28 protein-coding genes are annotated in these 26,760 nt (G+C 71.2%); 20 read left to right on the top strand and 8 right to left on the bottom strand.

The features are described 5' to 3' along the window. Positions 1 to 32 precede the first annotated feature (32 nt). The 3 genes from ACF062_RS35305 to ACF062_RS35295 all read left to right on the top strand — a co-directional run bounded on the left by ACF062_RS35305 (position 33) and on the right by ACF062_RS35295 (position 3,721). Entirely contained in the window at positions 33 to 1,436 is a 1,404-nt protein-coding gene (locus ACF062_RS35305; protein ID WP_392143697.1) for a diaminopimelate decarboxylase, read from the top strand. A 207-nt stretch (positions 1,437 to 1,643) separates the two neighbouring features. Next, entirely contained in the window at positions 1,644 to 2,252 is a 609-nt protein-coding gene (locus tag ACF062_RS35300) for a hypothetical protein (RefSeq protein WP_392143696.1), read from the top strand. A 101-nt stretch (positions 2,253 to 2,353) separates the two neighbouring features. Further along, positions 2,354 to 3,721: an APC family permease gene (locus tag ACF062_RS35295; RefSeq protein WP_392143694.1), complete on the top strand. Its 1,368-nt coding sequence runs from the start codon at positions 2,354 to 2,356 to the stop codon at positions 3,719 to 3,721. Between the two features lie 3 nt (positions 3,722 to 3,724). On the opposite strand, the gene ACF062_RS35290 is transcribed toward ACF062_RS35295, so the two are convergent. Together ACF062_RS35290 and ACF062_RS35285 are read right to left on the bottom strand one after the other, a co-directional pair. Beyond that, positions 3,725 to 4,321, bottom strand: coding sequence for a hypothetical protein (locus ACF062_RS35290; protein WP_392143692.1), 597 nt, complete (start codon positions 4,319 to 4,321; stop codon positions 3,725 to 3,727). A gap of 130 nt (positions 4,322 to 4,451) precedes the next feature. Next, complete coding sequence (locus ACF062_RS35285; protein ID WP_392143690.1) at positions 4,452 to 5,027, bottom strand: TetR/AcrR family transcriptional regulator; 576 nt, start codon at positions 5,025 to 5,027, stop codon at positions 4,452 to 4,454. A 178-nt stretch (positions 5,028 to 5,205) separates the two neighbouring features. On the opposite strand from ACF062_RS35285, the gene ACF062_RS35280 reads away from it, so the two are divergent. After that, positions 5,206 to 5,988, top strand: a complete 783-nt coding sequence (locus tag ACF062_RS35280) for an SDR family NAD(P)-dependent oxidoreductase (protein ID WP_392143688.1) — start codon at positions 5,206 to 5,208, stop codon at positions 5,986 to 5,988. A 50-nt stretch (positions 5,989 to 6,038) separates the two neighbouring features. Here ACF062_RS35280 and ACF062_RS35275 read toward each other — a convergent pair whose 3' ends face one another. After that, positions 6,039 to 6,872 carry a MurR/RpiR family transcriptional regulator gene (locus tag ACF062_RS35275; protein ID WP_392143686.1) on the bottom strand — a complete coding sequence of 278 codons (834 nt, stop codon included), beginning with the start codon at positions 6,870 to 6,872 and terminating at the stop codon, positions 6,039 to 6,041. 116 nt (positions 6,873 to 6,988) lie between these two features. Between ACF062_RS35275 and ACF062_RS35270 the strand changes: the two genes are divergently transcribed. Further along, positions 6,989 to 8,416 (top strand): purine-cytosine permease family protein, encoded by a 1,428-nt coding sequence (locus ACF062_RS35270; RefSeq protein WP_392143684.1) that lies wholly within the window; start codon positions 6,989 to 6,991, stop codon positions 8,414 to 8,416. A gap of 11 nt (positions 8,417 to 8,427) precedes the next feature. Further along, positions 8,428 to 8,847, top strand: coding sequence for a hypothetical protein (locus tag ACF062_RS35265; protein WP_392143682.1), 420 nt, complete (start codon positions 8,428 to 8,430; stop codon positions 8,845 to 8,847). A gap of 44 nt (positions 8,848 to 8,891) precedes the next feature. Here the strand turns inward: ACF062_RS35265 and ACF062_RS35260 are convergent, their stop codons facing one another. Then, positions 8,892 to 9,509: a TetR/AcrR family transcriptional regulator gene (locus ACF062_RS35260; RefSeq protein ID WP_392143680.1), complete on the bottom strand. Its 618-nt coding sequence runs from the start codon at positions 9,507 to 9,509 to the stop codon at positions 8,892 to 8,894. Between the two features lie 240 nt (positions 9,510 to 9,749). On the opposite strand from ACF062_RS35260, the gene ACF062_RS35255 reads away from it, so the two are divergent. From ACF062_RS35255 to ACF062_RS35210, 10 genes are all read left to right on the top strand, one after another. Beyond that, entirely contained in the window at positions 9,750 to 10,460 is a 711-nt protein-coding gene (locus ACF062_RS35255) for an ATP-binding protein (protein ID WP_392143678.1), read from the top strand. Between the two features lie 68 nt (positions 10,461 to 10,528). Next, positions 10,529 to 11,122, top strand: a complete 594-nt coding sequence (locus ACF062_RS35250; RefSeq protein ID WP_392143676.1) for a flavodoxin family protein — start codon at positions 10,529 to 10,531, stop codon at positions 11,120 to 11,122. A gap of 73 nt (positions 11,123 to 11,195) precedes the next feature. After that, positions 11,196 to 11,609, top strand: a complete 414-nt coding sequence (locus tag ACF062_RS35245) for a nuclear transport factor 2 family protein (RefSeq protein ID WP_392143674.1) — start codon at positions 11,196 to 11,198, stop codon at positions 11,607 to 11,609. A 32-nt stretch (positions 11,610 to 11,641) separates the two neighbouring features. Beyond that, positions 11,642 to 12,571, top strand: coding sequence for a DMT family transporter (locus tag ACF062_RS35240; RefSeq protein ID WP_392143672.1), 930 nt, complete (start codon positions 11,642 to 11,644; stop codon positions 12,569 to 12,571). A gap of 32 nt (positions 12,572 to 12,603) precedes the next feature. After that, positions 12,604 to 14,157 carry an FAD-dependent monooxygenase gene (locus ACF062_RS35235; RefSeq protein WP_392143670.1) on the top strand — a complete coding sequence of 518 codons (1,554 nt, stop codon included), beginning with the start codon at positions 12,604 to 12,606 and terminating at the stop codon, positions 14,155 to 14,157. A gap of 82 nt (positions 14,158 to 14,239) precedes the next feature. Further along, positions 14,240 to 14,635, top strand: a complete 396-nt coding sequence (locus tag ACF062_RS35230; protein ID WP_223775032.1) for a nuclear transport factor 2 family protein — start codon at positions 14,240 to 14,242, stop codon at positions 14,633 to 14,635. A 95-nt stretch (positions 14,636 to 14,730) separates the two neighbouring features. Then, on the top strand, positions 14,731 to 15,714 hold the full coding sequence (locus ACF062_RS35225) for an AvrD family protein (protein WP_392143668.1): 984 nt from the start codon (positions 14,731 to 14,733) through the stop codon (positions 15,712 to 15,714). Between the two features lie 30 nt (positions 15,715 to 15,744). Continuing rightward, positions 15,745 to 16,776, top strand: coding sequence for a beta-ketoacyl-ACP synthase III (locus ACF062_RS35220; RefSeq protein WP_392143666.1), 1,032 nt, complete (start codon positions 15,745 to 15,747; stop codon positions 16,774 to 16,776). A gap of 89 nt (positions 16,777 to 16,865) precedes the next feature. Beyond that, a complete protein-coding gene (locus ACF062_RS35215) occupies positions 16,866 to 17,114 on the top strand; it encodes an acyl carrier protein (RefSeq protein WP_223775035.1) in 249 nt (82 codons plus the stop codon). A gap of 112 nt (positions 17,115 to 17,226) precedes the next feature. Beyond that, positions 17,227 to 17,949, top strand: a complete 723-nt coding sequence (locus tag ACF062_RS35210) for an HAD family hydrolase (RefSeq protein ID WP_392143663.1) — start codon at positions 17,227 to 17,229, stop codon at positions 17,947 to 17,949. 272 nt (positions 17,950 to 18,221) lie between these two features. Here ACF062_RS35210 and ACF062_RS35205 read toward each other — a convergent pair whose 3' ends face one another. Continuing rightward, entirely contained in the window at positions 18,222 to 19,613 is a 1,392-nt protein-coding gene (locus ACF062_RS35205; RefSeq protein WP_392143661.1) for a cystathionine beta-synthase, read from the bottom strand. Positions 19,614 to 19,775: 162 nt separating this feature from the next. Here ACF062_RS35205 and ACF062_RS35200 point away from each other — a divergent pair, with 162 nt between their 5' ends. The 3 genes from ACF062_RS35200 to ACF062_RS35190 all read left to right on the top strand — a co-directional run bounded on the left by ACF062_RS35200 (position 19,776) and on the right by ACF062_RS35190 (position 23,562). After that, complete coding sequence (locus ACF062_RS35200; RefSeq protein WP_392143659.1) at positions 19,776 to 20,798, top strand: SGNH/GDSL hydrolase family protein; 1,023 nt, start codon at positions 19,776 to 19,778, stop codon at positions 20,796 to 20,798. 430 nt (positions 20,799 to 21,228) lie between these two features. Further along, positions 21,229 to 22,449 carry an acetyl-CoA C-acetyltransferase gene (locus tag ACF062_RS35195; RefSeq protein ID WP_356573722.1) on the top strand — a complete coding sequence of 407 codons (1,221 nt, stop codon included), beginning with the start codon at positions 21,229 to 21,231 and terminating at the stop codon, positions 22,447 to 22,449. Between the two features lie 258 nt (positions 22,450 to 22,707). Then, complete coding sequence (locus tag ACF062_RS35190) at positions 22,708 to 23,562, top strand: hypothetical protein (protein ID WP_392143657.1); 855 nt, start codon at positions 22,708 to 22,710, stop codon at positions 23,560 to 23,562. 89 nt (positions 23,563 to 23,651) lie between these two features. Here the strand turns inward: ACF062_RS35190 and ACF062_RS35185 are convergent, their stop codons facing one another. After that, complete coding sequence (locus ACF062_RS35185; protein WP_320590778.1) at positions 23,652 to 23,963, bottom strand: hypothetical protein; 312 nt, start codon at positions 23,961 to 23,963, stop codon at positions 23,652 to 23,654. 102 nt (positions 23,964 to 24,065) lie between these two features. On the opposite strand from ACF062_RS35185, the gene ACF062_RS35180 reads away from it, so the two are divergent. Further along, complete coding sequence (locus ACF062_RS35180) at positions 24,066 to 24,296, top strand: DUF4287 domain-containing protein (protein ID WP_320590777.1); 231 nt, start codon at positions 24,066 to 24,068, stop codon at positions 24,294 to 24,296. Positions 24,297 to 24,425: 129 nt separating this feature from the next. Here ACF062_RS35180 and ACF062_RS35175 read toward each other — a convergent pair whose 3' ends face one another. Both ACF062_RS35175 and ACF062_RS35170 read right to left on the bottom strand, forming a co-directional pair. Further along, positions 24,426 to 25,319: a Bax inhibitor-1/YccA family protein gene (locus tag ACF062_RS35175; RefSeq protein WP_392143655.1), complete on the bottom strand. Its 894-nt coding sequence runs from the start codon at positions 25,317 to 25,319 to the stop codon at positions 24,426 to 24,428. 67 nt (positions 25,320 to 25,386) lie between these two features. Then, on the bottom strand, positions 25,387 to 26,745 hold the full coding sequence (locus ACF062_RS35170) for an MFS transporter (protein WP_392143653.1): 1,359 nt from the start codon (positions 26,743 to 26,745) through the stop codon (positions 25,387 to 25,389). Positions 26,746 to 26,760 lie beyond the last annotated feature (15 nt).

Here is a 26,760-nt window from a genome sequence, read left to right as displayed (position 1 = left end):
AGGGCCCCGCCCCGGATGATTGGCTGGATCGCATGGCCCATGACGAGGATGACGAGCAGCAGACGCAGGACCTCCGCGCGGCCGCCGCACCCGGCACCACCTCCGCCGCCGACCGCGCCGACCGCCGTGACCAGGCCGTCCGCGCCGCCGTCGAGCAGGGCGTCGTCGGGCCCGCCGCGCCCGTCGCGGGCCTGCTCGACATCGCGGGCATCCGCGCGAGCGCCGCCGCCCTGCGCGCCGCCTTCGAGGCGGTCACCCCGCCCGGCACCCCCGTCCTGCACGCCTTCGCGGTGAAGGCCACCCCGCTCGTCCCCGTCCTGCGGCTGCTGCGCGCGGCGGGCATCGGCGCCGAGGTGGCGAGCCCCGGCGAGCTGGCCCTCGCGCGGGCCGCCGGTGTCACGCCCGCCGACACCGTCCTGGACTCCCCCGCCAAGAGCCCCGCGGAACTGCGCCAGGCACTCGCGCTCGGCATCGCCGTCAACGCCGACAACCCGCAGGAGCTGGCCCGTCTGGACGCCCTCGTCCAGTCGGCGCCGACCGCCTCCCCCGTCGGGCTGCGCGTGAACCCGCAGATCGGCGGCGGCTCGATCGGCGCCCTGTCGACGGCGACGGCCACCTCCAAGTTCGGCGTACCGCTGCTCGACGAGGGCGCGCGGCAGTGGGTGATCCAGGCCTTCCTCGACCGGCCGTGGCTGACCCGCCTGCACGCGCACTCCGGTTCGCAGGGCATGCCCCTGGAGATGATGGTGCGCGGGGTCTCGGCCACGTACGAACTGGCCGAGGAGGTCAACGAACGCGCCGGACGGCGGCAGATCGACACGATCGACATCGGCGGCGGCCTGCCCGTCAACTTCGGCTCCGACGAGGAGAGCCCGACCCACGCGCAGTACGCGCGCCGCCTCAAGGCGCGGGTGCCGGGGCTGCTCGACGGGCGGTACGGCCTGGTCACCGAGTTCGGCCGGTCGCTGCTGGCCAAGCACGGCACACTCCTCGCCCGCGTCGAGTACGCGAAGAAGGCGGGCGGCAGGCCCGTCGCGGTGACCCACGCGGGCGTGCAGGTGGCGACCCGGACGGTGTACGCGCCGCTGTCGTGGCCGCTGCGGATCGCCGCGTACGACACCAAGGGCCGCCCCAAGACCGGGCCCGCCGTCGGCCAGGACGTCGCGGGACCGGCCTGCTTCGCGGGCGACCTGCTCGCCGAGAACCGGCCGCTGCCCCTGCTCGAACAGGGCGACCACATCGCCGCCCTGGACACCGGCGCCTACTATTTCGCGCAGCACTATTCGTACAACAGCCTTGTCAGGCCCGGCATTTACGGCTTCGCCCTGCACGGCGACGAGGTGCGCTTCGCCGCCGCGCGCGAGCCGCAGACCCTCGACGAGATCGTGGCGGAGTCGGGCGGCGGCTCGGAACGGGACGCGCTGCGGTACCTCTGAGCACCAAGCGCCACCAATACCCAGGGAAAGAATGAACGTTTCCGCTGGGCGAGACCCATTCGGGATACCCCATAAACCGTACAGCCTTTGCATGAGAAGCCACCTATGCGGCAGCCCGAAAAAGGGTGAGAATCATGCGATCACACCACTTCGACTCTTTCCGCGTGCTTCACTTGCCGCCGGGGTCGGAGAATTGGGGGGGGCACCATGGTTCAGGACCCGGACGGCGGTGGGCCGGCGCCGACACCGCCGAACAGCAGTGGCATTTCCCGTAGACGCGTCTGGGAGATCCTCGGAGTGGCGGCGGCGCTCGCCGGTGTCGTCATCGGGGTGATCCAGGTCTGGCCCGATGCTCCTTTCACGCTCCAGGACTGGCGCAAAGAGGTGAATGCCGCCTGCGCGCAGACGCAGGGGGACCTCGACGAAGCGGCGAGAGACGCCAACGACGCGCTCGCCGGTCTGAGCGAGGCGTACTCCCAGGGAACGGCGACCGAGGAGAATTTCGTCGCCACAGGAAACTTGTTCTATAAACTGGCGGGACTCCAGAACAAGCAGGCCGGAGATATCGGCAGAGTCCGCACTCCCAGCACGAGTGCCGACGAGACGGAATCGGTGGTCGACAACATGCGCGACGCCGACCGCACGCTCTATCGGGCGGCGGAGAAACTGCGCCAGGTGAATGCGGAGAACGCGCAGAAGAAGCTGAACGAATTCGATGCGCTGACCCAGTCGTTCAACCGGAAGGCCGACGAGGTCAACCAGCAGCTGGAGGAGCTGGGCGCCCATCACTGCCTGCCGGCGGTGGAGGCACCGTAGTCACCGGCCCATGCTCTGAGGTTCCTCAACTCGCGCATAGTGACGTGGCTCACGGGCAGACCCTCCCTCCAGACGTGTTCCCGGTCTCGGGGGAGGCTCCAGTGACGGCACCCGGCACACCCAGCACCGCTCCACCGCCCGCGGAGGAGGGCACGCTGCACCGGGCCATCGGCCCCAAGCTGCTGATCCTCTTCGTGATCGGCGACATCCTCGGCACGGGCATCTACGCCACCACCGGCAAGGTCGCGGGGAAGGTCGGCGGCGCGCTGTGGCTGCCGTTCGCGATCGGCTTCGTCGTGGCGATCCTGACGGCGGCGTCGTACGTCGAACTGGTCGGCAAGTATCCGAAGGCGGCGGGGGCCGCGCTCTACACCCAGAAGGCGTTCAAGACGCCGTTCCTCACCTTCATCATCGCCTTCATGGTGATGTGCTCGGGGCTCGCCTCGGCGAGCGCCGCGGCCCGCGCCTTCAGCGGTGACTACCTCGCCGAGCTGACGGGCGACGCGCTGCCGCCGACGCTCATCGCGATCACCTTCATCGTGCTGCTCGCCGCGCTGAACCTGCGGGGCGTCTCGGAGTCCGTGAAGACGAACGTGGTGCTGACCCTCGTCGAACTGACCGGCCTCGCGATCATCCTCGGGATCGGCGCGTACGCCGTGCTGACCGGGGACGGCGAGCCCTCCCGCCTCACCGAGTTCGAGGCCGGGGGCGGCACCGGGTACGCCCTGATGACCAGCGTCCTGGGCGCGACGGCGCTCGGCTTCTTCGCCTTCGTGGGCTTCGAGGACTCGGTGAACATGGCCGAGGAGACCAAGGACCCGGTGCGCACCTTCCCGCGCGCGATCTTCATCGGCGTCGCGGTGACGGGCACCATCTACATCCTGGTGGCGCTGGTCTCGTCCCTCCTCGTCGACCACAAGACGCTCGAAGGCTCCAGCGGCCCGCTCCTGGAGGTCGTCAAGGCGGGCGGCGTCGACTTCCCGCACAAACTCTTCGCGCTCATCGCGCTGTTCGCGGTCACCAACTCGGCGCTGATCAACATCATGATGGCCTCGCGGCTCTGCTACGGCATGGCCAACGAACGCATCCTGCCGCGCGCCATGGGCCGCGTGCTCGCCAAGCGCCGCACCCCGGTCGTCGGCATCGTCTTCGTCTCGCTGCTCGCGATCGGCCTGGTGTCGACGGGTGAGATCGAGGGGCTCGGCGACACCACGGCTTTCCTGCTGCTGTGCGTCTTCGCGGTGGTCAACGTGGCGGTGCTTGTGCTGCGCCGCGACCGCGTGGACCACGCCCACTTCCGCACCCCGACGTTCCTGCCGGTCCTCGGCGCGGTCACGGCCCTGGTCCTCGCGAGCCCACTCGCCGACCGCCCGGCGGAGGTCTACATCCGCGCGGGGATCCTCGTCGCCATCGGCGTCGGGCTGTGGGCGGTCAACAAGGCGGTCCTGAAGGCCCGCGGCGAGGAGTGACGCTCAGCGCCGCGCGCCCGCGGCGGCTGTGGTGCGGCGCCGGGCCCCGCCCGGCGCCGCGTCGCCCGCCGCCGGGCCCGTGGTGCGGTAGGCCCGGACGGCCTTGCCCCCAGGGGCGCCCGCGCCGCGCCCGAGCCAGTCGACGCGCACCCACAGGAGTACGTCGCCGTCCTGCTCGCGGCGGCCGAGCCGCGCCGCCTTCAGCCACAGGCCGGCGCCCGCGCCCGCGAGGGCGGCGCCACCGGCCACGGGCACCAGGAAGGCACTGCCGAGCGCGGCGAGGAAGACGGCGACGAGCCACCACCGGTGCCCGCGCCGCCAGTTGCGCACGGTCACGGCACGGCTCTGGAGCACGTCGTGCTTCCCGGCACGGGTGGCCTCGCGGGCGAGGGCGTCGTAGCGCTTCTTGCGGGCGTACGCGACGACGGCGGCCGTCACGAGGAACAGCGCGGCCCCGGCGAGCGCGCCGATACGCCGCCCGGTGATCCCCTCCGGCACGGCGCCGCCCCCGGAGGCGAGCACACCCAGCCACCACAGGGGCGCCGCCCCCGCCCGTACGACGACCGGCACCCTCGCCAGGCCATGTCCGCCGCGTCCCATGTCGCCTCCCGTGTCCGCGTCGCGCCGCTTCGGCGGGGGAGGATAGCGGCGGAATCTGAGGAGTCCGTGAGAAGGCGGCCACCGGCGGCGTTCAGCGGCCCGCGGAACGGGTGTTGCGGCCAGGCAGCCCTCAGGCCCCCACGCCCCGCAGCAACGTGTCGACCACCCGCGTGGCCAGAGCGTCCACGGCCGCGTCCGTCTCCGGTGCCTCCGTCGCCGCTTCGTGGATGAGCGCGTAGTACACCCGCCGCGCCCACTCCGGGTCGGTGCCGGGCCGCAGCACACCGGCGTCACGGAGGCGGCCGAACAACCGCTCGCACTGGGCCTGCACGGCGGCGTGCACGCGGGCGACCTCGGGTGCGTCGGTGGGCAGGGCGTTCATGGCGAAGCCCCAGCCGATCTTCACGCGCAGCACGTTCGCGGTGGCCTGGTAGAGCGCGACGGCGGGCGGCGCGGTGTCCGGCCTGGCGGCTTCGACGGCGTCATGGAACCGCTGGGTCGCCCAGGCGGCCAGTGCCGTGATCAGGGCCTCCCGTGAGGCGAACCGCCGGTGCACGGTGGTGCGGGCGACCCCGGCGGCCTCGGCGATCTGCTCCATCGGCGCCGCCGGGTTCGCGGACAGGACCCGCTCGGCGGCTTCGAGGATCGCGCGGACCGTTCGCTCGGCGTCGGCGCGGAGCGGTTTGGCGGAGGGGGGCAGCGCCATGCGGGTACGGGCCCTTCTGGTCGGCGTCGGGCGGAGCACGTGGCGGACACGGTGCCTCCGCGGCAATCGCGGCAATCGTACGTCCATGTGGCCAGTCCGTTACTACTTGCGTCAGCGCTGTTGCAGGTCCTATGTTGACCGCTACACGAGAGATACTTCTCTTTCTGGGGGGAACACCATGGACCTGCAACTCAACGGCAAGACCGCCCTGGTCACGGGCGCCAGCCGCGGCATCGGACTGGCCGTCGTCCGGGCCCTGAGCGCCGAGGGCGTCCGGGTCGTCGCGGCGGCCCGGACGGCCACGCCGGAGCTCCGCGCGACCGGTGCGCACCCGGTGGCGGTGGATCTGTCCGACCCCGCCGGCGCCGAGCGCCTCGTCGCCGACGCCACGGCCGAGCTGGGCGGCATCGACATCCTGGTCAACAACGTCGGCGGTGGTGACGGCGGCCTGAGCGGCGGCTTCCTCGATATGACGGACGCGCAGTGGGCCCAGGTGGTGGACCTGAACTTCTTCGCGACCGTCCGCGTCACCCGCGCGGCCCTGCCCGCCCTGCTGGCCGCTCGCGGCGCGATCGTGAACGTCTCCTCCGTGGGCGCCCGAGTCCCGCACGGCGGTCCCATCGCCTATACGACGGCCAAGGCCGCGCTGACCGCGTTCGGCAAGGCCCTCGTCCACGAGTTCGGCCCGAAGGGGGTGCGGGTGAACACCGTCTCGCCGGGTCCGGTCCGCACCGACATGTGGGAGAGCCCGACCGGCTACGGCGCCGAGCTGGCCGCGGCCATGGGCATCCCGCACGCCGACCTGCTGGCCGGTCTGCCGTCGGCGACGGGCATGGTCATCGGCCGGCTGGTCGAACCGGAGGAGGTCGCCGCCCTTGTCGCCCACCTCTCGTCGCCACTCGCCGCCGCGATCACGGGCGCCGACCACGTCATCGACGGCGGATCCATCAAGACGGCCTGAACCCGCGGGACACACGGCACAACGCACCCGGCCCCCCACACAGGCACTCCTCACTCCACGAACAACCCCCGCGCCACCGCCCCCGCGTCGAACTCCTCCAGCCGCGCCTGCGCGTCCGGGAGGCCGTCGCACATGGCCTCCAGCAGGACCCGGCCGAGCAGCATCGGCGCGCAGGCAGTGTCGAAGGCGAGGCCCGTGCCGACGGCCGCCGGGAGGAGGATGTGGGAGTACGTCGCCACCGGGGCGAACGGCGAGTCCGCCACGGTGACCACCGTCAGGCCCGTCTCCCTCGCGTGGGCCAGCGCGTCGACGACCTCCCGGGGGTGGCGCGGCAGCGCGAAGCAGAGGAGCGCCGTGGCGCCGGCGCGGGCCGCCGCGTCGATGCGGTCGGTGAGCATCGTGCCGCCCTCGTCGAGGAGGCGTACGTCGGGGTGGACCTTCGCGGCGAAGTACGAGAAGCCGTACGCCTGGGAGGCGGCGGCCCGCAGGCCGAGGACGGGCAGGGGGCGGGAGGCGGCGAGGAGCCGGCCCGCCCGCTCGACCGGCCCCGGGTCCGCGAGTGCCTCCGCGAGGTGCCGGAGGTTCGCGATCTCCGCCTCGACCGCCTGCTGGTACTCGTTGAGGGAGTCCCCGGCGGCCGCCTCGGCGGGCACCACGTCACGCAGGTGTTTGCGCAGCGCGGGGTAGCCGTCGAAGCCCAGCGCGACGGCGAACCGGGTCACGGAGGGCTGGCTCACGCCGGCCAGTTCCGCCAGCTCGACGCTGGAGAGGAAGGGGACGTCCGCCGCCCGCCGCACCATGCAGTGCGCGATGCGGCGCTGCGTGGGCGTGAGCCGGTGCCCCTCGAAGAGCACTTGGAGCCGTGCCGCAGGACTGTCACTCATGCCGTTCCTTGTCACCGGTGATTCACGCCGAACCATTGACAACCTATTCAGTCAGCAAGAACTCTGCATGACGATATACAGCCGAGCAAGGCTCCCGAGCGCGGAAGGCGGTCGTCATGGCAGCTGAGGACCTGGTGGAGCGGCGCTCCATCGACGTCGTCCCGGACGACGAACGGCACGGCACGGCGTTCAGTCAGTTCACGCTCTGGCTCGGCGCCAACCTCCAGATCACCGCGGTCGTCACGGGCGCCCTCGCCGTCGTCTTCGGCGGCGACGTGGTGTGGTCGCTCGCCGGTCTCGTCCTCGGCAATCTGCTGGGCGGCGCGGTGATGGCCCTGCACTCGGCGCAGGGACCGAAGCTCGGCCTGCCACAGATGATCCAGTCCCGCGCGCAGTTCGGCGTGAAGGGGGCGGTCGTCCCGCTGCTGCTCGTCATCCTCATGTACGTCGGGTTCTTCGCGAGCGGCAGCGTCCTCGCCGGACAGGCCACGGCCGAGCTGACGCACACCGACGACACCACCGGCATCGTGCTCTTCGCCGCCGTCACGGCGGTCATGGCGGCGGTCGGCTACCGCGTCATTCACGCGCTCGGCCGGGTCGCGTCCGTCATCTGCGCGCTCGCGTTCGTCTACCTCGGCGTCCGCCTCGTCGAACGCGTGGACGTCTCCGCCCTGCTGGGTGACGCCCGCTTCGACCTGCCGATGTTCCTGCTCGCCGTCTCGCTCTCGGCGTCCTGGCAGCTCGCCTTCGGGCCGTACGTCGCCGACTACTCGCGCTATCTGCCGCGTACGACCTCGGCGAAGGCCACGTTCTGGTGGACCCTGTCGGGGTCGGCGATCGGCTCGCAGTGGTCGATGACGTTCGGCGTGCTGGTGGCGGCGAGCGCGGGGGACGCCTTCCTCGACAACCAGGTCGGCTATGTCGTCGGCCTCGGCGGCACCGGCCTGATCGCCTCGTTCCTGTACTTCGTGATCGCGCTCGGCAAGCTGACGATCAACGTGCTCAACACCTACGGCGGCTTCATGTCGATGGTCACGAGCATCAGCGGCTTCCGCGGCCTGAAGGTGCTCGGGCCGCGCGGGCGCGCCGCGTACATCGCGGTCATCATGGTGGCGGGCACGGCGGTCGCGCTGCTGGGCAAGGACAGCTTCCTGACGTCCTTCAAGGACTTCCTGCTGTTCCTGCTGACCTTCTTCACGCCGTGGTCGGCGATCAACCTCGTCGACTACTACCTGATCTCCCGCGAGCGCTACGACATCCCGGCGCTCTTCGACCCGCACGGCCGCTACGGCGCCTGGCGCCCGGACGCCCTCGTCGTCTACGGCGTCGGGCTCCTCGCCCAGCTGCCCTTCCTCGTCACGCACTTCTTCACGGGCCCGCTCGTCGAGCCGCTGGGCGGCGCCGACATCTCGTGGATCGTGGGGCTCGTGGTGCCCGCGGTGCTGTACTGGACGCTGGCCGGGCGCGGCGCCGTGGCCCCGGGGGACGGCCCCCAGCCGGAAAGGGGGGCTAGCCCCACCGCCGACGAGGCACCGGCGCCGTAACGTTGACCGGTATGGAAGCCCGTGACGCCGAACTCAAGAAGGAACTCGACGCCACTCTGCATGCCCGCAGAGAACTCGGCGAGGAGTACGACTCCGCCCTGGTCGACTCCTTCCTCGGGAAGGTCGAGCAGCGCCTGGACGGCACGATCGACCGCCGCATGCGCCGTCACCTGGCCGAGCAGCAGATGGTCGTCGCGCGCGGCGCCCGTTCGCCGTCCGGCAGCCCGCTGGACTCGTGGAGCGAGCGGTTCGGCTTCGGGGTGATCTCGCTGATCCTCGCCGTCCCGCTCTCCGCGATCGGCGTGGTCAACGCCGGCCTGACCGGCCTCGTCGTGACGTGGGCGGGCATCTTCGGCGTGAACGCGGTGCACGCCGTCAAGGGCGTCCCCTTCGGCCGCCGCAAGAACCGCGACTCGGAGTGGGACGACTGACCCACCCTCGCCCGGACTGACCTCGGGCCGCCCTCAGGGGCGGATCAGCTTCCGGCCTCCGTCTCCGTACCCGTCGTACCCGTCGTACCCGTCCCCGCCGTGGCCCGTTCGGTGAACGCGACGAGGAAGTCCCGCAGGCTGCCCCGCGCCCCCGTGCAGTCCTCCTGCTTGTCCAGGGCCAGGCGGGCCAGTTGGGGCATGGCGACCGGCCACGCGCCCAGGCCGATCAGCGTGAGCAGCAGCTGGGCCGCCTGCTCCGAGGTGTAGCCGGTGGAGTCCCGCAAGGACTCGGACGCGCTCGCGTACCAGGCGGCTCGGCTGGATTCCCTGTCGGCCAGCCGGTCTCCGTAGTAGAGCGCCTCGAACATGAGCAGCCGCAGCAGCGTCGGGTCCTGACTGTGATAGTCGAAGACGCGCCCCACGTACTCCCCGGCCGGCCCCTCGCCGGGGCGCACGGCCTGCGCCAGCTCGGCCATCGCCTCGCCGAGCACCGCGTTGAACAGGCCTTCCTTGTTGCCGAAGTGCCCGTAGATCCGCTCTTTGTTGACCCCCGCCTGTTCCGCGATCCGATTGACGCGCGCTCCCGCGATGCCGTACTCCGCGAACTCCGCACGCGCTGCGTCCATGAGCAGGCGCTTGGTTTTGCCTGTGTCCCGTGCCATGCACCCAGAGTACCCGCACCCAACTAGTTGGTTGGACATTCGCGCGGAGCCGTGCCAACATTCAGCCAACTAGTTGGTTGGCACTGCCCACAGCGATGTGCCATGATCCAACCAACAGGTTGGAGGGCTTCCCTCCGGCCGTGCACCAGGGGGGGTGCTTTCGACGGGCCGTCGTGCCCGTGGGTTTCCCTTTCCCGGTTTCAAGACGGACCAGGTTTCGCAGTCGAAGGGTTGCCCAGAATGAAGATCTCCATCTCCGGTACCTACTCCGCCGGCAAGACGTCCACCGTGATGGCGCTTTCGCGCTACACCGGCGTCCCGCGGACGCTGGCGAGGACGATCCGCGAGATCCTGCCGGAGACGTTCCCCGGCAAGAAGCTCTCGGAGGTGACTCCGGATGAGTTCCTTCAGCTGATGCTGCGCCGGCACACCGGGCGCGCGGTCCAGGAGGCGCTGCTCGGCGACCACTTCATCTCGGACGGTTCATCGCTCCAGGAGTGGCTGTACGGCGCGGGCCGTGTCATCCACGGCATGAACCCGAACGACACGGCAGGTCTCGAAGGCGGCCGGGCCCCCGAACTCACCGAGGAGATGCGCTTCTTCGGCAAGGTGGTGGACCAGTACGGATACGCCCTCAAGCAGCACGTCAAGGACACCTACGACGCGTACGTACACCTCCAGCACGAGCTGCCCATCGCGGCCGACGGACACCGCCCGATGAATGAGCGCTTCCGCGCCACCATCGACACGATGCTGCTCCAGACGCTCGATGAGCTCGAGATCCCGTACCACGTGGTCAGCGGCACCATGCACGAACGCCTGGAGACCATCGCGGGCATCTTCGACCTCAAGCCGGTGATGAGCACCGAAGAGGCCATCGAGCTGGCCTGGCAGGACTACGGCAAGCAGGACTTCCGCATGGAGACCGAGCGCGTGCCCGCGGCCGCGTAGGACGCCGTTCCGCCCTCACCCGCCTCGCATTCACCTTTCAACTCACCATGAACAGAAGGAACTTCGTCATGCCCAAAAAGCCGAGTATCGCCATCGCCTATTACTCCGGTTACGGACACACCGACGTACTGGCGAAGGCCGTCGGGGCCGGCGCGACCGACGCGGGGGCCGAGGTCACGCTGATCCGCGTCGACACCATCACCGACGAGCAGTGGGGCGTGCTCGACTCCGCGGACGCGATCATCTTCGGCTCGCCGACCTACATGGGTTCGGCGGCCGGCAAGTTCCACGCCTTCGCCGAGTCGACCAGCAAGCGCTGGGCCGCCCTCACCTGGCGCGACAAGATCGGCGCCGGCTTCACCAACGCCGCCTGCAAGGCCGGGGACAAGCACTCCACGCTCGGCTACTTCGCCACCCTCGGCGCCCAGCACCAGATGAACTGGGTGAACCTCGGCCTGCACCCGGGCTGGCACACCAGCACCGAGAGCGAGAACGACCTCAACCGCCTCGGCTACTTCAACGGCGCCGCGGCCACCACCCCGGCGGACCTCCCCGCGGACGACGTGCACAAGGCCGACATCGCCACCGCCGAGCACCTGGGCGGCCGCGTCGCCCTGCACACGGCCGTCGTCCTGGCCGGCCGCGAGGCCCTCGGCGTCTGAGCCCCGGGGCCCCCGCCCCGCCGCTTCACGACCCGACCTGCGTACGAGAGACACGAGAGAAGAGAGGACCACCATGTCCACCGACACCCTGAAGTCGACCGCCGACACCGTCGATGCCTTTTTCGAGGCCTTCGGAAGCGGAAACCAGTCGGCCCTGCTCGCCCTGTTCGCCGACAAGGTGGACTTCACCGTCGCGGGCGCCCCCAACGTCCCGTGGGCCGGCAGCAGGTCCACCAAGGAAGAGATCGCCGAGTTCTTCGGGCTCTTCGGCCAAGTCCTCACGCCCCCCGAGGCGTTCGCCCTCACGGGCCGGGTGACCGAAGGCGAGCACGCCGTCGTCTTCGCCACCTGCGTCTTCGGGGTCCTCGCCACGGGCAAGAAGTTCACCAACAGCTACGCGCTGCACTTCACCGTCGTCGACGGCCGGATCGTCGGCTATCGCATGTATGAGGACAGCTACGCCATCCACGAGGCGTTCACCGCCTGACCTCGCGCATCAACGCCTCGGAACGAGCTGTCATGAATCAAAACAAGTTGCTGCTGCGCACGGCGCTCGGCCCCACGCTCGGCGGCACCTCCTATCTCGTCGCCCAGTACCTGCCGCCCAGCCCCTACTGGGACGCGGTCCTGCGCGCCGCCCCGGCCGGGCTGCTCCTGCTCGCCCTCAAGCCCGCCCTGCCCAAGGGCATGTGGTGGTGGCGCAGTCTCGTGGTGGGCGCCCTGAACATCGGGTTCTTCTTCGGGCTCCTGTTCGTCTCGGCGCAGCGGCTGTCCAGTGGCGTCTCCGCCACCATCGGCGCCCTGTCCACGCTCTTCGCCATCGGCTTCGCCGTTCCGGTGCTCAGGGAACGGATCCGGCCCGTGCAGTACGTGGCCGCGGTCATCGGCGTCTGCGGTGTCGCCCTGCTGGTGTTCCGCGGGGACAGCAGTCTCGACGCCCTCGGTGTCGTGGCCGGTCTCGGCTCGGCCCTCAGCCTCGGGCTCGGCAGTGTCCTCTCCCGTCGCTGGGGACGGCCCGAAGGGATCGGCGGTATCACCTTCGCCTCCTGGACCCTGCTCGGCGGCAGCGCCGTCCTGCTGCCCATCGCGCTCCTCGCCGAGGGCGCGCCGCCCTCCATCACCCTGTCGCAGCTCGGCGGTCTCGCCTGGGTCGCGTTCGGCTGCTCGGCGCTCGCCTACTACCTGCTGCTCTCCGGCCTTCAGGCGCTTCCCATCTCCCTGTCGGCTCCCCTGCCTCTGCTGGGCCCCGTCAGCGCGGGCTTCTTCGGCTGGCTCATCGCCGGCGAGACACTCGCCCCGCTCCAGCTGCTCGGCGGTGCGATCGTCCTCGGTTCGGTCCTCGGAGCCACCTGGCCCCGGAAACCCAAGGCCACCGTGGAAGCCGTGCCGGACGCCCCCTTGCCCACCACCGAAGCGGAGCCGCCGGCCCCGCTGGCCGGCCGGCGCTGAGGCCGACCCGTTCCGAGAGAAGTAGCGATTTCATGCCCCCTCAGGAAACCGACGTCCTCGTGGTCGGCGCGGGCCCGACCGGCCTCGCCCTGGCCCTGGTACTGCGCCAGGCAGGGCTGCGGGTACTCGTCGTGGAGCGGAGCACCAGCCGCGACCGGCGGACGCGGGCCATCACCCTGCATGCGCCCACCCTGGAGTTCCTCGACGCGCTCGGCCTGCTGACCGAGGTGCGGGAGAAGGGCCTGGCGCTGGAGCGCATCTCCTTCCACACCCACCAGGGGTCCTACCACGGCCCGTTGACCGGCCTGGACAGCACCGTCGACGGCTATCTCAATCTGCCGCAGCCTGCCTACGAGGAGCTTCTGGAGGAAGCGGCCCGCGACAGCGGCGTCCTCTTCCACCATGGCACCACGTACCTGGGGCACTCCGGCGGAGGCCAGTCGCCGGACGAGTCACCGGACGAGCCGCTGACAGTGCGGCTCGACGGGGCCGGCGGGCCGTCCCTGGTGCGGTGCCGGTATCTGATCGGGTGTGACGGCGCGGGCAGCCAGGTACGCGCGCGGCTCGGCTCATCCCTGGAAGGCCGCCACGCGCCCGCCAGTTACCTCCTCGTCGAAGGCACCCCTCTCCTGCCGGCGACCGAGCCGGAGACGGGCATCTACGTGGGCCACGCCGGGATGGTCACCCTCGCTCCCCTGCCCTCGGGGCAGGTACGCGTCGCGGGTCCGGCCGACATGATGCTCGCCCTGGACAAGGACGCCCAGGTCACCGCGGACCAGGTCGCCACCCTTGTGGACGCCCTCGGCTTCGGTGACAGGCTGCGGCTTAAGCAGGTGGCGCGGGTGGCCCAGTACACCGTGCAGGAACGCATCGCCTCACGCATGGCCGAAGGCCGTGTCGCCCTGGCCGGGGACGCCGCCCACCTCAACGCCCCGGCCGGAGGCCAGGGCCTCAACCTGGGCATCGGTGACGTGCTCGACCTGGCCTGGCGCATCGTGTACGCGATACGCCACGACACCGCCGCCGACATGGCGGGCTACGAGTCCGAACGGCGGGAAGCCGCGGCCGAGGCGATCGCGGCCGCCGACGTCCTGCCCCTGGTCCAGCGGATGCGCACCGCCGCCGGCACGGCGGACGAGGAGACGCTGCGGCAGGCGCTGACCAGGCATGCTCCCCGCTGGAGCCAGCTCTACCCGCACCATCCCGCCCCCGACGCCCCGGACCTGCCCGACGCCTACCGGCTGGGGAAGGGCACCCGCGTGCCCACCGCCGTACGGGAGACCACCGGGCCGGTCGATCTGCTGCCCGCCGGCACGGACGCCACGCTCAGCACACTGCTCGTCGCTCACCCGTCCTTCCTCGCACGGGCGCGCGACCTCGCCGGCGGCCACACGGAGCTGCTCGGATGCCCGCCCGTCGGCATGCTCGACACCGTGCCCCTGGATGAACACCATCCGCGGGTCCGGGCGATGTGGCCGCAGGGCGCGGCCGCCTTGCTGGTCCGCCCCGACCGGCGCGTCGCCGCGGTCCTCACCGCTGACGCCCTGGCCGGCGGTGCGCGCCGGCTCGCCCTGTCCACCACCTGAGACCTGCCGACCTCGTCGTCGGCATGCGGCGACCGCCGCCTCTTCCCCATTGATCCAGGACCGATTCAGGAGTGCACCACCCATGACGTTCCCCGCCATGCCCAAGGCCGTCCACCAGTTCTACGCCGGCTCCCAGGCCGCGGACGCCGACCTGTGGGCCGAGGCCTTCGCCGAGGACGGGATCTTCCACGACCCGGTCGGCAGCGAGCCGATCCGGGGCCGCGAGGCCATCCGGACCAAGCTCCGCAACGTGATCCCGCGCTTCGACCCCTTCCTCGGCATCACGCCGATCGACGCCTACACCACCGGCGGCCAGACCGCCGTCTCGTGGCGCGGCGCGGTCGTCAGCACCGAAGGAAAGCCCGTCAACTGGGCGGGCATCCATGTATACCGTCTCAACGAGCAGGGCTTGATCGCCGAGCTGTGGGCCTACTTCCACCACGGCGTCTTCGCGGCCCAGCTCGCCGACGACCACTGAGTCCTTCCCGTCCCGCGGCGAAGCCGCCGCGGGACGGGGCGGCCGACGAAACACCTTCTCGCCGGGGGCGAGGAGCCACACAGGGGGAAAATTTCATGCAGAGTACAGCTACATCGGACATTCTCCGCATCAGCTCCGCGGACGATGAGCTGGGAAACCGTGAGGGACGCTTCTTCGGGGAGGGCTTCAAGCGCGTCACTCAGGCACTCACCGACATCACCATCCGGGACGCCACGCACGAAGCACCCGGACGCATCGACGCCACGGCCGCGATCGGCATACCCGGCACGTGGTCCCGCAAAGGCGACACCCACCAGCGGCCACACCTGTCGACCATCGACGCCATGGTCCTCGCCGCCCAGCTCACCGGCCTCTACGCCGCCCACGTCTTCGAACTGCCGCCCACCGGACCGTTCCTGATCCGGTCCCTGGCCATCAAGGCGGGCGGCACACCGGACGAGGAGAACCTCGGTTCCTTCGCCGTCCGCGCGGTCCACCACTCCACGAACGACATCGCCGCCCTGCGCCGCCGCCTGACCGCCATGGACTGCACCATCGGCTCGATGACCGTGCGCGTGGTGGTCGAACACGCCGTGACCGCGCCCACCTCGCGGACCGAGGGCTTCTACGCCCGTCCGGAAGATCTCCCCGGCCCCTGGAACGACGCCCCCTACGGTGCGTCCCACCTCGGCCGCCACCAGTTCCTCACCGGCATCGAGGCCGACGTCGAGGCGCACACGGCGAGCGCGGAGCTCAGCATCACCACCGACCCCGGCGGCACGCGCCGTGCCGCCCTCCCGGCGACGATGATCGACCTGTTCACCTCCGCGCTCCAGCTCGGCCAGATCCTTCTGTACCGGCTGGACGGCCTGGACCGTGCCACGTCCAACACCTTGTGGATGCGCAGCACCACCATCACCCCGGCGCCCGGGGCCGGGACCGACGACGGGCGCTTCCACGCAGAGCTGGCCAGAACGACCAAACTGCCCACTCCGCAGGGCGTCTGGCGCACAGGGCAGATCGCCGCGACGGCCGCAGGGATGCGTTTGACCTGCAACGTCGCTCACCTTCTCCCCTGACCACCGCTGCACCTCGGAGGTAACGAGCACATGGCGCACCACCAGCAACCGGCCGCCGCCGTCATCGGCCTGGGCAGCCACCTGCCGCCCCGCCGCATCACCAACGACGAACTGGCCGCCCGCCTGGACACCGACGACGAATGGATCACCACCCGGACGGGCATCCGGGCCCGTCACTGGGCCTCGCCCGGCACTTCCACCGGCGATCTGGCCGTCGAGGCCGGGCTCCGGGCACTGAAGTCCGCCGGGCTGCGGCCCGAGCCGGGCGCGGTGGACGCGGTGGTCCTCGCGACGACCACCCCGGACCACCCCTGCCCGGCCACCGCTCCCGCGGTCGCCGCCCGCCTCCAGCTGGGCACCGCCGCCGCCTACGACATCGCGGGCGTGTGCTCGGGATTCCTGTACGCGCTGGCCACGGCATCCGCACAGATCATCGCCGGCCAGGCCGAACGCGTCCTGGTCATCGGCGCCGAGACCTACTCGACGATCCTCAACCCCACCGACCGCACGACCTCCGTCATCTTCGGCGACGGGGCCGGCGCCGTCGTCCTGGCGGCGACCCGCGACGCGGAGCGGCCCGGTGTCCTGCTCGGCGTGGACCTCGGGGCCGATGGAAGCCAGGCGGACCTCATCCGCATCCCCGCGGGAGGCTCCCGGCAGCGGGCCAACCCCGACGACCCGGAGCTGGGCGACCCCTACTTCACGATGCAGGGCAAGAAGGTGTTCACGGCCGCCGTGACCCGGATGCAGCACTCGGCCACCTCGCTGCTCGACCGGATCGGCTGGAGCACCGACCAGGTCGACCACCTGGTCGGCCACCAGGCCAACGTACGCATCCTCAAAGCGCTCGCCCGCCAGCTCGACATCCCCGAGGACCGGGCCGTCATCAACATCGACCAGGTCGGGAACACCTCGGCCGCCTCCATCCCGCTCGCCCTGGCCGACGCGACGGCCGCCAGCCGGCTCACCCCGGGCTCACGCGTTCTGCTCACCGCCTTCGGCGGCGGACTGACCTGGGGTTCGGTGGCACTGACCTGGCCGGACGGTCTCACCGTCGGCTGAGGCGAGCCACACAGCGGCCCACTCCTCACGTACTCACAGATCCTCACGTACTCGCAGAGCCTTACGTACTCACAGATCGGCGACACGACATGACCACGCAGACGCAGCCCCTGTCCGACCAGCTCCTCGACCTCCTGGCGGCCGGATACGAAGCCCCCGAGGGCACCACCAGTGACACCCGGTTCGACCTTCTCGGCTTCGACTCCCTCGTCCTCGTGGAAGTCGCCGTCGACCTCACCCGGCGCTACGGCGTCCAGGTCACCGACGAGGAACTCCAGGAGGCCGGCACGGTCGCCGGGACCGTAGAGCTCCTCCGCTCCAAGGGCGTCGACGCCTGAGAGCAGGCGGAGGAGAGGGAGACGGCGGCCGGACACGACCCCCGGCGTCGGCCGCCGTCCCCCCACACCGCCGAAGTCCGTGTCCGAAGCCCCTGCTGCTGCCGAGAGCCTGATGAGACACACCCGGATCGCGTTCTTCGATGTCGACGGCACTCTGACGACCGACACGACACTGTTCCGTTTCCTGCGCCACTACCTGACGGCCCAAGGCCACGCACCACATGTGTACGAGCAGCGTCGTCGGCGCCTGAAAGCGATGACCGCCATCGGCGTGCCCCGGGAGGAGACCAACCGGGCGTACTTCGAGAACTTCCGGGGTGCGAGCGCCGCCACGGTGTCACGCCTGGCACGGGAGTGGTTCGCAGCCGAGCTGCGCCACGGCGGTTTCTTCAACGAGCACGCGCTCGCCGCACTGCGCCGCCACCAGTCGGACGGCGACGTAGTGGTGTTGGTCTCCGGTTCCTTTCCCGCCTGCCTCGAACCCATCGCCGCGTACCTCGGCACCGACGAAACGTGGTGCACCCCACCGGAGATCACCCGGGGCCGCTACACCGGCGGGCTCATCCGGCCCCCGATGATCGGCCGGGCCAAGGCGGAAGCCGTGCGGCTGGTCACGAGCGCGTACCGCACCTCCCCGGGCCACTGCGTCGCCTACGGCGATCACGTCTCCGACGTGCCCATGCTGAGCAGCACCGGCTCGGCCGCGGTCGTCGGCGGGGACGAGGAGCTGCGTGACCTGGCCCGCGCGCGTTCCTGGCTGCTGCTGCCGGGGGCGCCCGCGCCGCTCCGGAGTGCCGCCGGGGCCGCTTCCCCGGTCCGCGAGAGCGCCCCGTAAGGGTCGATCGCGGGGACCGCCGCACCCCCGGGTCTCCCCAGGGGGCGGGACGACGGCGGTCCCCGCGAGGGACGCGCACCGGGTCAGGGCCAGGCCGCGTCCAGGCGTCCGTGGAGGTCCGGGAGCCGCTCCGGAGTTCCTGACGCCGACAACCACCACTGTGCCGGGGCAGTGTTAAGCGGGTGCTGCGCCGACATGTCGCACGCGTACCACTTCCGCGAAGTCCGGCCGACGGCGGTCGCCCACCGCGGCCTGCTGCCCCTGCTGCTCCGCTACTGCCCCTGCTGCTCCGCGAGGAACGCCAGCAGGTCCTGGCGGCTGACGACGCCCGTCGGCTTGCCCTCGACCAGGACGATCGCCGCGTCCGCGCCGCCGAGCACCGACATCAGGTCGGCCACCGGCTCACCGGAGCCGACCTGCGGCAGCGGGTCCGACATGTGCTTCTCCAGCGGGTCGCCGAGCGAGGCGCGCTGCGTGAACAGGGCGTCGAGCAGCTCGCGTTCGACGACGGAGCCGATGACCTCGGCGGCCATCACGTCGGGGTGACCGGCGCCCGGCTTCACGATCGGCATCTGCGAGACGCCGTACTCACGCAGCACCTCGATGGCCTCGCCGACGGTCTCCTCGGGGTGCATGTGCACCAGCGAGGGCAGCGCGCCGCCTTCCTTGCGGCGCAGCACGTCGCCGACGCGCGGCGCGTCCCCGGCCTGCTCCAGGAAGCCGTAGTCGTTCATCCACTCGTCGCTGAAGATCTTGCTCATGTAGCCGCGCCCGGAGTCGGGCAGCAGCACGACGACGACGTCGTCCGGGCCGAGCCGCTCCGCGACCCGCAGCGCCGCCACCACGGCCATGCCGCACGAACCCCCGACGAGCAGCCCCTCCTCCTTGGCGAGCCGCCGGGTCATCTGGAAGGAGTCCTTGTCGGACACGGCGATGATCTCGTCGGTGACATTCCGGTCGTACGCCGTCGGCCAGAAGTCCTCACCGACGCCCTCGACGAGGTAGGGCCGCCCGGAGCCGCCGGAGTACACGGACCCCTCGGGGTCGGCGCCGACGACCTTCACCCGGCCGCCGGAGACCTCCTTGAGGTAGTTGCCCGTGCCGGAGATGGTGCCGCCGGTCCCGATGCCCGTGACGAAGTGGGTGATCTTCCCTTCCGTCTGCTCCCACAGCTCGGGGCCGGTGGAGTGGTAGTGGGAGAGGGGGTTGTTCGGGTTGCTGTACTGGTCGGGCTTCCAGGCGCCGGGCGTCTCGCGTACGAGGCGGTCGGAGACGTTGTAGTACGAATCCGGGTGCTCGGGGTCGACGGCGGTCGGGCAGACCACCACATCGGCGCCGTACGCGCGCAGCACGTTGATCTTGTCGAGGGACACCTTGTCCGGGCAGACGAAGATGCACTTGTAGCCCTTCTGCTGGGCCACGATGGCGAGTCCGACGCCGGTGTTGCCGGACGTCGGCTCGACGATGGTCCCGCCGGGCTTCAGCTCCCCGCTCTGCTCGGCCGCCTCGATCATGCGCAGGGCGATGCGGTCCTTCACGGACCCGCCGGGGTTGAAGTACTCGACCTTGGCCAGGACGGTCGCCTGGATCCCCGCGGTCACGTTGTTGAGCCTCACGAGCGGGGTGTTGCCGACGAGGCTGATCATCGAGTCGTGGAATTGCACCGTTGTCTCCGGGCTGCGATGTAGTGCGACGAATTGGTGCGGTCAGCCTAAGGCTCCGCCTCATCCGTTCACCTCCGCTCGCGATTGGCCGACCGTGCTTACGGGGCAATGACTGGATGTACGGCTGTACGGCGATTCGGCTGGAGGAGGTGGCTGCGGGGCATGTCGCGGGCGAGGGTGGCACGGCGGATCGCCGCGGGGGCGGCGTACGGCGGCGGAGGCATCGGGCTGATCGGGGCCGCGACGATCGGCGTGGTCCTTGCCGAGGTGCAGCTGGCGAAGCGGACCGTGGGCGGCGGGGCGCATACGGCCCCGCCCCGGGCCGACGGCCGCTACGGCAGGTCGTACGCGGAGAACTCCAGCCGTTCCGACTGGTCCGAACCGGTACGGTTCGCGATGCTCGGCGACTCCACGGCGGCGGGGCAGGGCGTGCACCGGGCCAGGCAGACACCCGGGGCGCTGCTCGCCGCCGGGCTCGCGGCGGTGGCGGAGCGGCCCGTCGACCTGCGGAACGTGGCGCTGCCCGGCGCCCAGTCGGACGACCTGGACCGGCAGGTGACGCTGGTCCTCTCCGACCCGTCGTGGCTGCCGGACGTCTGCGTCATCATGATCGGCGCGAATGACGTGACGCACCGGATGCCGCCGACGCGGTCGGTGCGGCATCTCTCCTCGGCGGTGCGGCGGCTGCGGACCGCGGGGGCGGAGGTGGTGGTCGGTACGTGCCCCGATCTCGGCACGGTGGAGAACGTCTACCAGCCCCTTCGGTGGCTGGCCCGCCGGGTCTCGCGGCAGCTGGCCGCGGCGCAGACGATCGGGGTGGTCGAGCAGGGCGGGCGGACGGTGTCACTGGGTGATCTGCTCGGCCCGGAGTTCGCGGCGAACCCCCGGGAGCTGTTCGGTCCCGACAACTACCACCCCTCGGCGGAGGGGTACGCGACAGCGGCCATGGCGGTGCTTCCCACGCTCTGCGCGGCGCTCGGCCTGTGGCCCGAGGAGGAGCGTCCCGACATCTCGCGGCGCGAGGGATTCCTGCCGGTGGCCCGGGCGGCGGCCCAGGCGGCGGCGGAGGGCGGCACGGAGGTCACGGCGGCGATGCCGGCGGGCCCCCGGGGGCCGTGGGCCCTCCTCAAGCGCCGCCGCCGTCGCCGCATCCATGCCCCGGAGCCGTCTCCGCTGCCTCACTAAGCGGCGTCCACTTCTGCGGGCCGTGGGGGCTGGCCGCGCAGTTCCCCGCGCCCCTTACGGGGCGCCACTGAGGGACGGCGCGAGGCGTGCCCCTTCAGGGGCGCGGGGAACTGCGCGAGGCGTGCCCCTTCAGGGGCGCGGGGAACCGCGCGAGCAACCACAACCCACCCGCACCAACAAACGCAGCTTCACGCCCCCTGCAAGGGGCGCGGGGAACTGCGCGCCCAGCCACAACCCACCCGCACCAAAAAAGCGCACCCCCCACCGCCCAAGCCCCGCAGGGCTGAGCGCTCGCTTAGAAATGCGGCCCGAGTCACATCCCCCACCCCCTGCCGCCCACCCCTACGTGCAGGTAACTTCCCAGAGAGTCCCGCCCGCCCGCCGCCAAGGCACCCGCCGCCAAGGCGCGCCCCCGCCCCAGGAGCCCGTGATGCCCGAAGCCGTGATCGTCTCCACCGCCCGCACCCCGATCGGCCGCGCCTTCAAGGGCTCACTGAAGGATCTGCGCCCGGACGACCTGACCGCCACGATCATCGAGGCCGCCCTCGCCAAGGTCCCCGAGCTGGACCCGAAGGACATCGACGACCTGATGCTCGGCTGCGGCCTCCCCGGCGGCGAGCAGGGCCACAACCTCGGCCGCATCGTCGCCGTGCAGATGGGCATGGACCACCTGCCCGGCTGCACCGTCACCCGTTACTGCTCGTCCTCCCTCCAGACGAGTCGCATGGCCCTGCACGCCATCAAGGCGGGCGAGGGCGACGTCTTCATCTCGGCGGGCGTGGAAATGGTGTCGCGCAGCGTCAAGGGCACCAGCGACGGCCTTCCCGACACCCACAACCCCCTCTTCGCCGACGCCGAGGCCCGCACCGCGGCCCGCGCCGAGCAGACCGGCACCGACTGGCACGACCCGCGCGAGGACGGCCTGATCCCGGACGCGTACATCGCGATGGGCCAGACCGCCGAGAACCTCGCCCGCGCCAAGGGCGTCACCCGCCAGGACATGGACGAGTTCGGCGTCCGCTCGCAGAACCTCGCCGAAGAGGCCATCAAGAACGGCTTCTGGGAGCGGGAGATCACCCCGGTCACCACCCCCGACGGCACGGTCGTCAGCAAGGACGACGGCCCGCGCGCCGGCGTCACGTACGAGGGCGTCCAGGGCCTCAAGCCCGCCTTCCGCCCCGACGGCATGGTCACCGCCGCCAACTGCTGCCCCCTGAACGACGGCGCCGCCGCCCTGGTGATCATGAGCGACACCAAGGCCCGCGAGCTGGGCCTGACCCCGCTCGCCCGCATCGTCTCCACCGGCGTCACCGGCCTCTCCCCCGAGATCATGGGCCTCGGCCCGGTCGAGGCGTCGAAGCAGGCCCTGCGCCGCGCCGGACTCACCATCGACGACATCGACCTCGTCGAGATCAACGAGGCCTTCGCCGCCCAGGTGATCCCGAGCTACCGCGACCTGAACATCCCGCTCGACAAGCTGAACGTCAACGGCGGCGCCATCGCGGTCGGCCACCCCTTCGGCATGACGGGCGCCCGCATCACCGGCACGCTCATCAACTCCCTCCAGTTCCACGACAAGCAGTTCGGCCTGGAGACGATGTGCGTCGGCGGCGGCCAGGGCATGGCGATGGTCATCGAGCGCCTCAGCTGACCCTGAGAGCGCCCGAATCACTGACGGAGAGTTCGCGCCCCTGACGCTCCGTTCCTGCATCATTCCGTGACCCAATCTCCCCCAGGATGTGACCTATCTCCTGGGGGAGACGCATATGCCCAGGTCACAGGAGATCCATCCACCCCACCAGGCCCAAAGACCTGTCCATTACGTGACGTTATGCACTGACAGGTGGATCGTGCAGGCTTCAAGCTGATGTAGGAAGTCGGGGGTCGACTTGAAACCGGGAGTACGTCAGTGAGCGCCATGCCTCTTGCCTTGCTGCTCTCCACGGCCGCTGCCACGGCCGTGGGCGCCGCCGCCCTGCACGCCGTGCGCGGCCTGCGCAAGCAGCTCGCCGAGCTCGCCGAGCTAATCGTCCTGCGCACCGAGCCGGCCGACAGCCGTGCCGCCGACCGCCCGCACCCCACGGTGCCGGGCGCCCGCACCGCCGTGGACACCGACGAGATACGCGCGGCGGTGGCCGAGGCGCTCGCCGAGGAGCGGGAGCGGGAACTCGCCGAGGCCCGTGCCTTCTGGGCCGCCCAGGAGGCACGTGAGGACTCGGACGCGCCGACCCTGCTGCACGGCCTGCCGGGCATTCCCGACGGCATCGCCGAGGAGCTGTTCCTGCCGCGCCAGGCCGACTTCACGGGCCTTGAGGCGGACAGCCTGGAGCCGGTGATCGAGCCCTTCGCCGACCCGTCCGCCGACGAATTCGCCGGGGACTCGCCGGAGTTGGCGGCGGCCCGCCGCCGGCACCCCTCGCACCCGGACTTCGTGCCGGTGCAGACGCCCGCCGCCGAGGGGTACGGCGACCACGAGCGCACCGTGGCCCGCCTCGAAGAGCTGGCCGGTGCCCGCACCGCCCTCGCCGACGTCCGCCCCGGCCCGCTGGGCACCCTGGACGTGTACGTCTTCGCGGACGGCACCACGCTCTGCATGACCCCGGGCCACCGCGAGACGGCGGAGCAGCTCGCGGGCGCCCTGCGCGAGGGCCACGCCCCCGTCCTGCTCGGCGGCTCCGGCATCTCGGGCGCCTACGCCCTGACCTTCGAATGCGGCACCGAGAACGTCTACATCCTCGCCGACCGCGTCATCGCCTCCGTCTGACGCGCTCCGCGCCGAGCCGGGGTTCTGCTAGGGCCTGTCTGACAATTCCCGCCTGCCTCGCGGCGACGACGCGAATTGTCAGACAGGCCCTAGACCCCGGCCCGCTTCTGCGCCTCCTCCACGAGTTCGAGCACCCGCGCCAGCTCGGCCGGATCCTCCAGTACGAGGGCCAGATCCCGCCCCGCGACGGTGATCTGGTCGGCGGCGGCGAACATCCCCGCGTCCGGCATCTCACGCGGCGGGGCGCCGGGCTCCTCGATGGCCTGCGCGCGCGCCGCCAGTTCCCTGGCCAGAGCCAGCGCTTCGGTCGCCGCGCCGCGCTGCAGCCGGCTCTGCGGCGCGGCCCGCAGGCGGTCGGCGAAATGGTCCACTGCGGCCGTCAAAGGCGTCGTATCGAGCACCCCGCGACCTTATGTGCCTTTCCGGGACTGTTGCCAACGCCGACGGCCTCAGGCACGGTGGCGTGAAGGACGGAACACATCGCGACGCGTCCGGAGGCGCCGATGTCACAAGTCTTCTCCGAGGAGACCCACCGCAATCTGATCGCCCGCATCCCCGAGTGCACCGGTCGTGAGATCTCCGACTGGCTGCGCGCCGTGGACGAGGGCCCTTCCCTCTTCCGCTTCGAGGAGAAGGTCAGCTGGCTGCGTGCCGAGCACAACCTCGCGTACGGCCATGCGAAAGCGATCATCCACGAGTACGACCTGAGGCGGGCCGCCCGCAAGCTCCGCTGACCCCCAGCACCTTCGAACCCCCGACCCGAGCCCCCGACCACGCGACATACGGCGAAGGGCCCGCGGACCGGTTCCGGTCCGCGGGCCCTTCGGGCGTTGTTCAGCTGTCCGACCGCTGAGCGGCCTGCGTCAGTCGTTGCCCTGAAGGATCGCGATCAGGCGCAGGAACTCGAGGTAGATCCAGACGAGCGTCATCGTCAGGCCGAACGCCGCGAGCCAGGCCTCTTCCTTCGGCGCGCCGTACGCGATGCCGTCCTCGACCTGCTTGAAGTCCAGGGCGAGGAAGCAGGCGCCGAGCAGGATGCCGACGATGCCGAAGACGATGCCGAGGCCGCCGCTGCGGAAGCCGAGGCCGTCACCGCCGCCGAAGACGGCGAACAGCAGGTTCACGGCGGTCAGCAGCAGGAAGCCCATCGCCGCGGCCATCACGAAGCCGTAGAAGCGACGGTTGACACGGATCCAGCCCGCCTTGTACGCCACCAGGACGCCGACGAAGACCGCCATCGTGCCGAGCACGGCCTGCATGGCCGCGCCGTCCGCGATGCGGTTGTCGACGACGCTGGAGATGACGCCGAGGAAGACGCCTTCCAGCGCGGCGTACGTCAGGATCAGCGCGGGCGATGCCTTGCGCTTGAAGGCCTGCACAAGGCCGAGCACCATCGCGACGAGGCCGGCGCCGATCGCGATGCCGTACGACTTGCCGATGTTGGCGTCGTCGACCGGCAGCAGCGCCCAGGCGAGCGCCGCCGTGACCAGCAGCGTGCCGAGCGTGGTGGCGGTGCGCATGACGACGTCGTCCATCGTCATGCGGCCCGTGGTGCTTACGGGCGCCTGGGGGGCGCCGTACTGCACGTCCTGCTGGGCGTACGGATTGGTGGCGTAGGGGTTGCCCTGCGCGTACGGGTTGCCCTGGGTCTGGGTCGCGGCTGCGGGTCCCCCGGCCTGCGGCTGCGCGCCGAAGCCGGCGTAGCCGTTGTCGCGGCTGAACCCCCGTCGCGAGAAGACCGGGTTGCTGCTCCTCATTTCACTCCTCCATGGCCACCGTGCGTGGCTTTGCCCTCAAGAGTAATGCGTAGGCAAAAGGATGGTCCTAGTGCTTGGGGAGGATCTTTCCCCCTCTGTGACCGAGAACGCGCGGAGTGGCCCGCACTGTTCCCGGATCGGAATCGTTCCGCCGCACGAGTGGCACCAGCGAGATGGCCGCCGCGCCGAGGACGGCGGCGACCGCGAAGGTGGTGAAGCCGAGCGAGGCGTTGCCGCCCGCGACCACCGCGCCGCCGAGCCACGGCCCGACGACCGCGCCGGTGCGTCCGACGCCGGTGACCCAGCCCAGCCCGGTGGCGCGCTGCGCGGGGCCGTAGACCGGGGGGGTCGCCGCGTAGACCATGACCTGCGCGGAGAAGAGCCAGATGCCGGTGACGAAGACGACGGCGTAGGCGACGCCCAGCGGCAGCTGGGCCTTGAGCAGGAAGGCGCCGCACGCGGTGAGCAGGAACCAGATCGCGGAGACCTTGAAGGCCCCGAAGCGGTCGGCGGTGCGCCCGGCGACGAGCATGCCGACGATGCCGCCCGCGTTGATCACCATCAGGAAGGCGACGGAGGAGGAGAGGGAGTAGCCGGAGGCCCGCATCAGCTCCGGGAGCCAGGTGGAGACGCCGTAGACGAGGAGGAGCCCGGCGAAGGAGGCGGTCCACAGCAGCGGGGTGGCCAGGCGCCGGCCGGGCGCGAAGAGCGCGGCGACGGCGGCGAAGCGGCCCCTCGCCCCGGCCTCGGGGGCTTCGGCGAGGGTCGGGGACGGCAGGCGGTAGCGGGCGGCGACCGCCTCGGCCTCGGCCGCGCGGCCCTTGGCGAGGAGCACCCCGGGTGACTCGGGCAGCCATTTGACGACGAGCGGGACGGCGACGAGCGCGGGGATCACGCCGGTCCAGAAGACGACGCGCCAGCCGTGGTCCGGCCCGAGCGCGAGCCCGAGGCCCGTCGCCGCCATGCCGCCCGCGTGATACGAGGTCATCATCAGGCCGGTGGCGAGCGCGGCCCTGCGCGGCGGCGCGAACTCGGCGACGATCGCGAGCCCGATCGGCATCAGCCCGCCGAGGCCGAGCCCGGAGACGAAGCGTCCGGCACCGAAGAAGGCGGCGCTCGGCGCGAGCGCGCACAGCGCGGAGCCCAGCGAGAAGAGGACGACGCTGCCGGTCACCATGGGCTTGCGTCCTGCCCAGTCGGTGAGGGTGCCGCAGCCGAGGGCGCCGATCAGCATGCCGAAGGTGGTCCAGGAGCCGATGGTCCCGGCGGTGGACGTGCTGAAGCCGAAGCCCTCGTCGTCGAGGAGGTGCGGCATGACGGCGCCGTAGATGTTGACGTCCATGCCGTCGAAGAAGACGACGAGCCAGCACAGGGCGAGGACGGGTGCGACGGATCTGAAGGTGCGTTCGGGGGCGGGAGGGGTCACGTTGCGCCTCTCTTC

The sequence above is a fragment of the Streptomyces sp. NPDC015345 genome, assembly GCF_043078805.1.
GTDB lineage: Bacteria > Actinomycetota > Actinomycetes > Streptomycetales > Streptomycetaceae > Streptomyces.
The sequence above is the reverse complement of the archived record's forward strand: the minus strand, read 5'-3'. Positions and strand labels throughout refer to the sequence as shown.

Excerpts from the sequence above, each read along its gene's own strand:
- ACF062_RS35305 (WP_392143697.1), top strand. The coding sequence starts at position 33 with ATGGCCCATGACGAGGATGACGAGCAGCAGACGCAGGACCTCCGCGCG.
- ACF062_RS35300 (WP_392143696.1), top strand. The coding sequence starts at position 1,644 with ATGGTTCAGGACCCGGACGGCGGTGGGCCGGCGCCGACACCGCCGAAC.
- ACF062_RS35290 (WP_392143692.1), bottom strand. The coding sequence starts at position 4,321 with ATGGGACGCGGCGGACATGGCCTGGCGAGGGTGCCGGTCGTCGTACGG.
- ACF062_RS35285 (WP_392143690.1), bottom strand. The coding sequence starts at position 5,027 with ATGGCGCTGCCCCCCTCCGCCAAACCGCTCCGCGCCGACGCCGAGCGA.
- ACF062_RS35280 (WP_392143688.1), top strand. The coding sequence starts at position 5,206 with ATGGACCTGCAACTCAACGGCAAGACCGCCCTGGTCACGGGCGCCAGC.
- ACF062_RS35275 (WP_392143686.1), bottom strand. The coding sequence starts at position 6,872 with ATGAGTGACAGTCCTGCGGCACGGCTCCAAGTGCTCTTCGAGGGGCAC.
- ACF062_RS35270 (WP_392143684.1), top strand. The coding sequence starts at position 6,989 with ATGGCAGCTGAGGACCTGGTGGAGCGGCGCTCCATCGACGTCGTCCCG.
- ACF062_RS35265 (WP_392143682.1), top strand. The coding sequence starts at position 8,428 with ATGGAAGCCCGTGACGCCGAACTCAAGAAGGAACTCGACGCCACTCTG.
- ACF062_RS35260 (WP_392143680.1), bottom strand. The coding sequence starts at position 9,509 with ATGGCACGGGACACAGGCAAAACCAAGCGCCTGCTCATGGACGCAGCG.
- ACF062_RS35255 (WP_392143678.1), top strand. The coding sequence starts at position 9,750 with ATGAAGATCTCCATCTCCGGTACCTACTCCGCCGGCAAGACGTCCACC.
- ACF062_RS35250 (WP_392143676.1), top strand. The coding sequence starts at position 10,529 with ATGCCCAAAAAGCCGAGTATCGCCATCGCCTATTACTCCGGTTACGGA.
- ACF062_RS35245 (WP_392143674.1), top strand. The coding sequence starts at position 11,196 with ATGTCCACCGACACCCTGAAGTCGACCGCCGACACCGTCGATGCCTTT.
- ACF062_RS35240 (WP_392143672.1), top strand. The coding sequence starts at position 11,642 with ATGAATCAAAACAAGTTGCTGCTGCGCACGGCGCTCGGCCCCACGCTC.
- ACF062_RS35235 (WP_392143670.1), top strand. The coding sequence starts at position 12,604 with ATGCCCCCTCAGGAAACCGACGTCCTCGTGGTCGGCGCGGGCCCGACC.
- ACF062_RS35230 (WP_223775032.1), top strand. The coding sequence starts at position 14,240 with ATGACGTTCCCCGCCATGCCCAAGGCCGTCCACCAGTTCTACGCCGGC.
- ACF062_RS35225 (WP_392143668.1), top strand. The coding sequence starts at position 14,731 with ATGCAGAGTACAGCTACATCGGACATTCTCCGCATCAGCTCCGCGGAC.
- ACF062_RS35220 (WP_392143666.1), top strand. The coding sequence starts at position 15,745 with ATGGCGCACCACCAGCAACCGGCCGCCGCCGTCATCGGCCTGGGCAGC.
- ACF062_RS35215 (WP_223775035.1), top strand. The coding sequence starts at position 16,866 with ATGACCACGCAGACGCAGCCCCTGTCCGACCAGCTCCTCGACCTCCTG.
- ACF062_RS35210 (WP_392143663.1), top strand. The coding sequence starts at position 17,227 with ATGAGACACACCCGGATCGCGTTCTTCGATGTCGACGGCACTCTGACG.
- ACF062_RS35200 (WP_392143659.1), top strand. The coding sequence starts at position 19,776 with ATGTCGCGGGCGAGGGTGGCACGGCGGATCGCCGCGGGGGCGGCGTAC.
- ACF062_RS35195 (WP_356573722.1), top strand. The coding sequence starts at position 21,229 with ATGCCCGAAGCCGTGATCGTCTCCACCGCCCGCACCCCGATCGGCCGC.
- ACF062_RS35180 (WP_320590777.1), top strand. The coding sequence starts at position 24,066 with ATGTCACAAGTCTTCTCCGAGGAGACCCACCGCAATCTGATCGCCCGC.
- ACF062_RS35175 (WP_392143655.1), bottom strand. The coding sequence starts at position 25,319 with ATGAGGAGCAGCAACCCGGTCTTCTCGCGACGGGGGTTCAGCCGCGAC.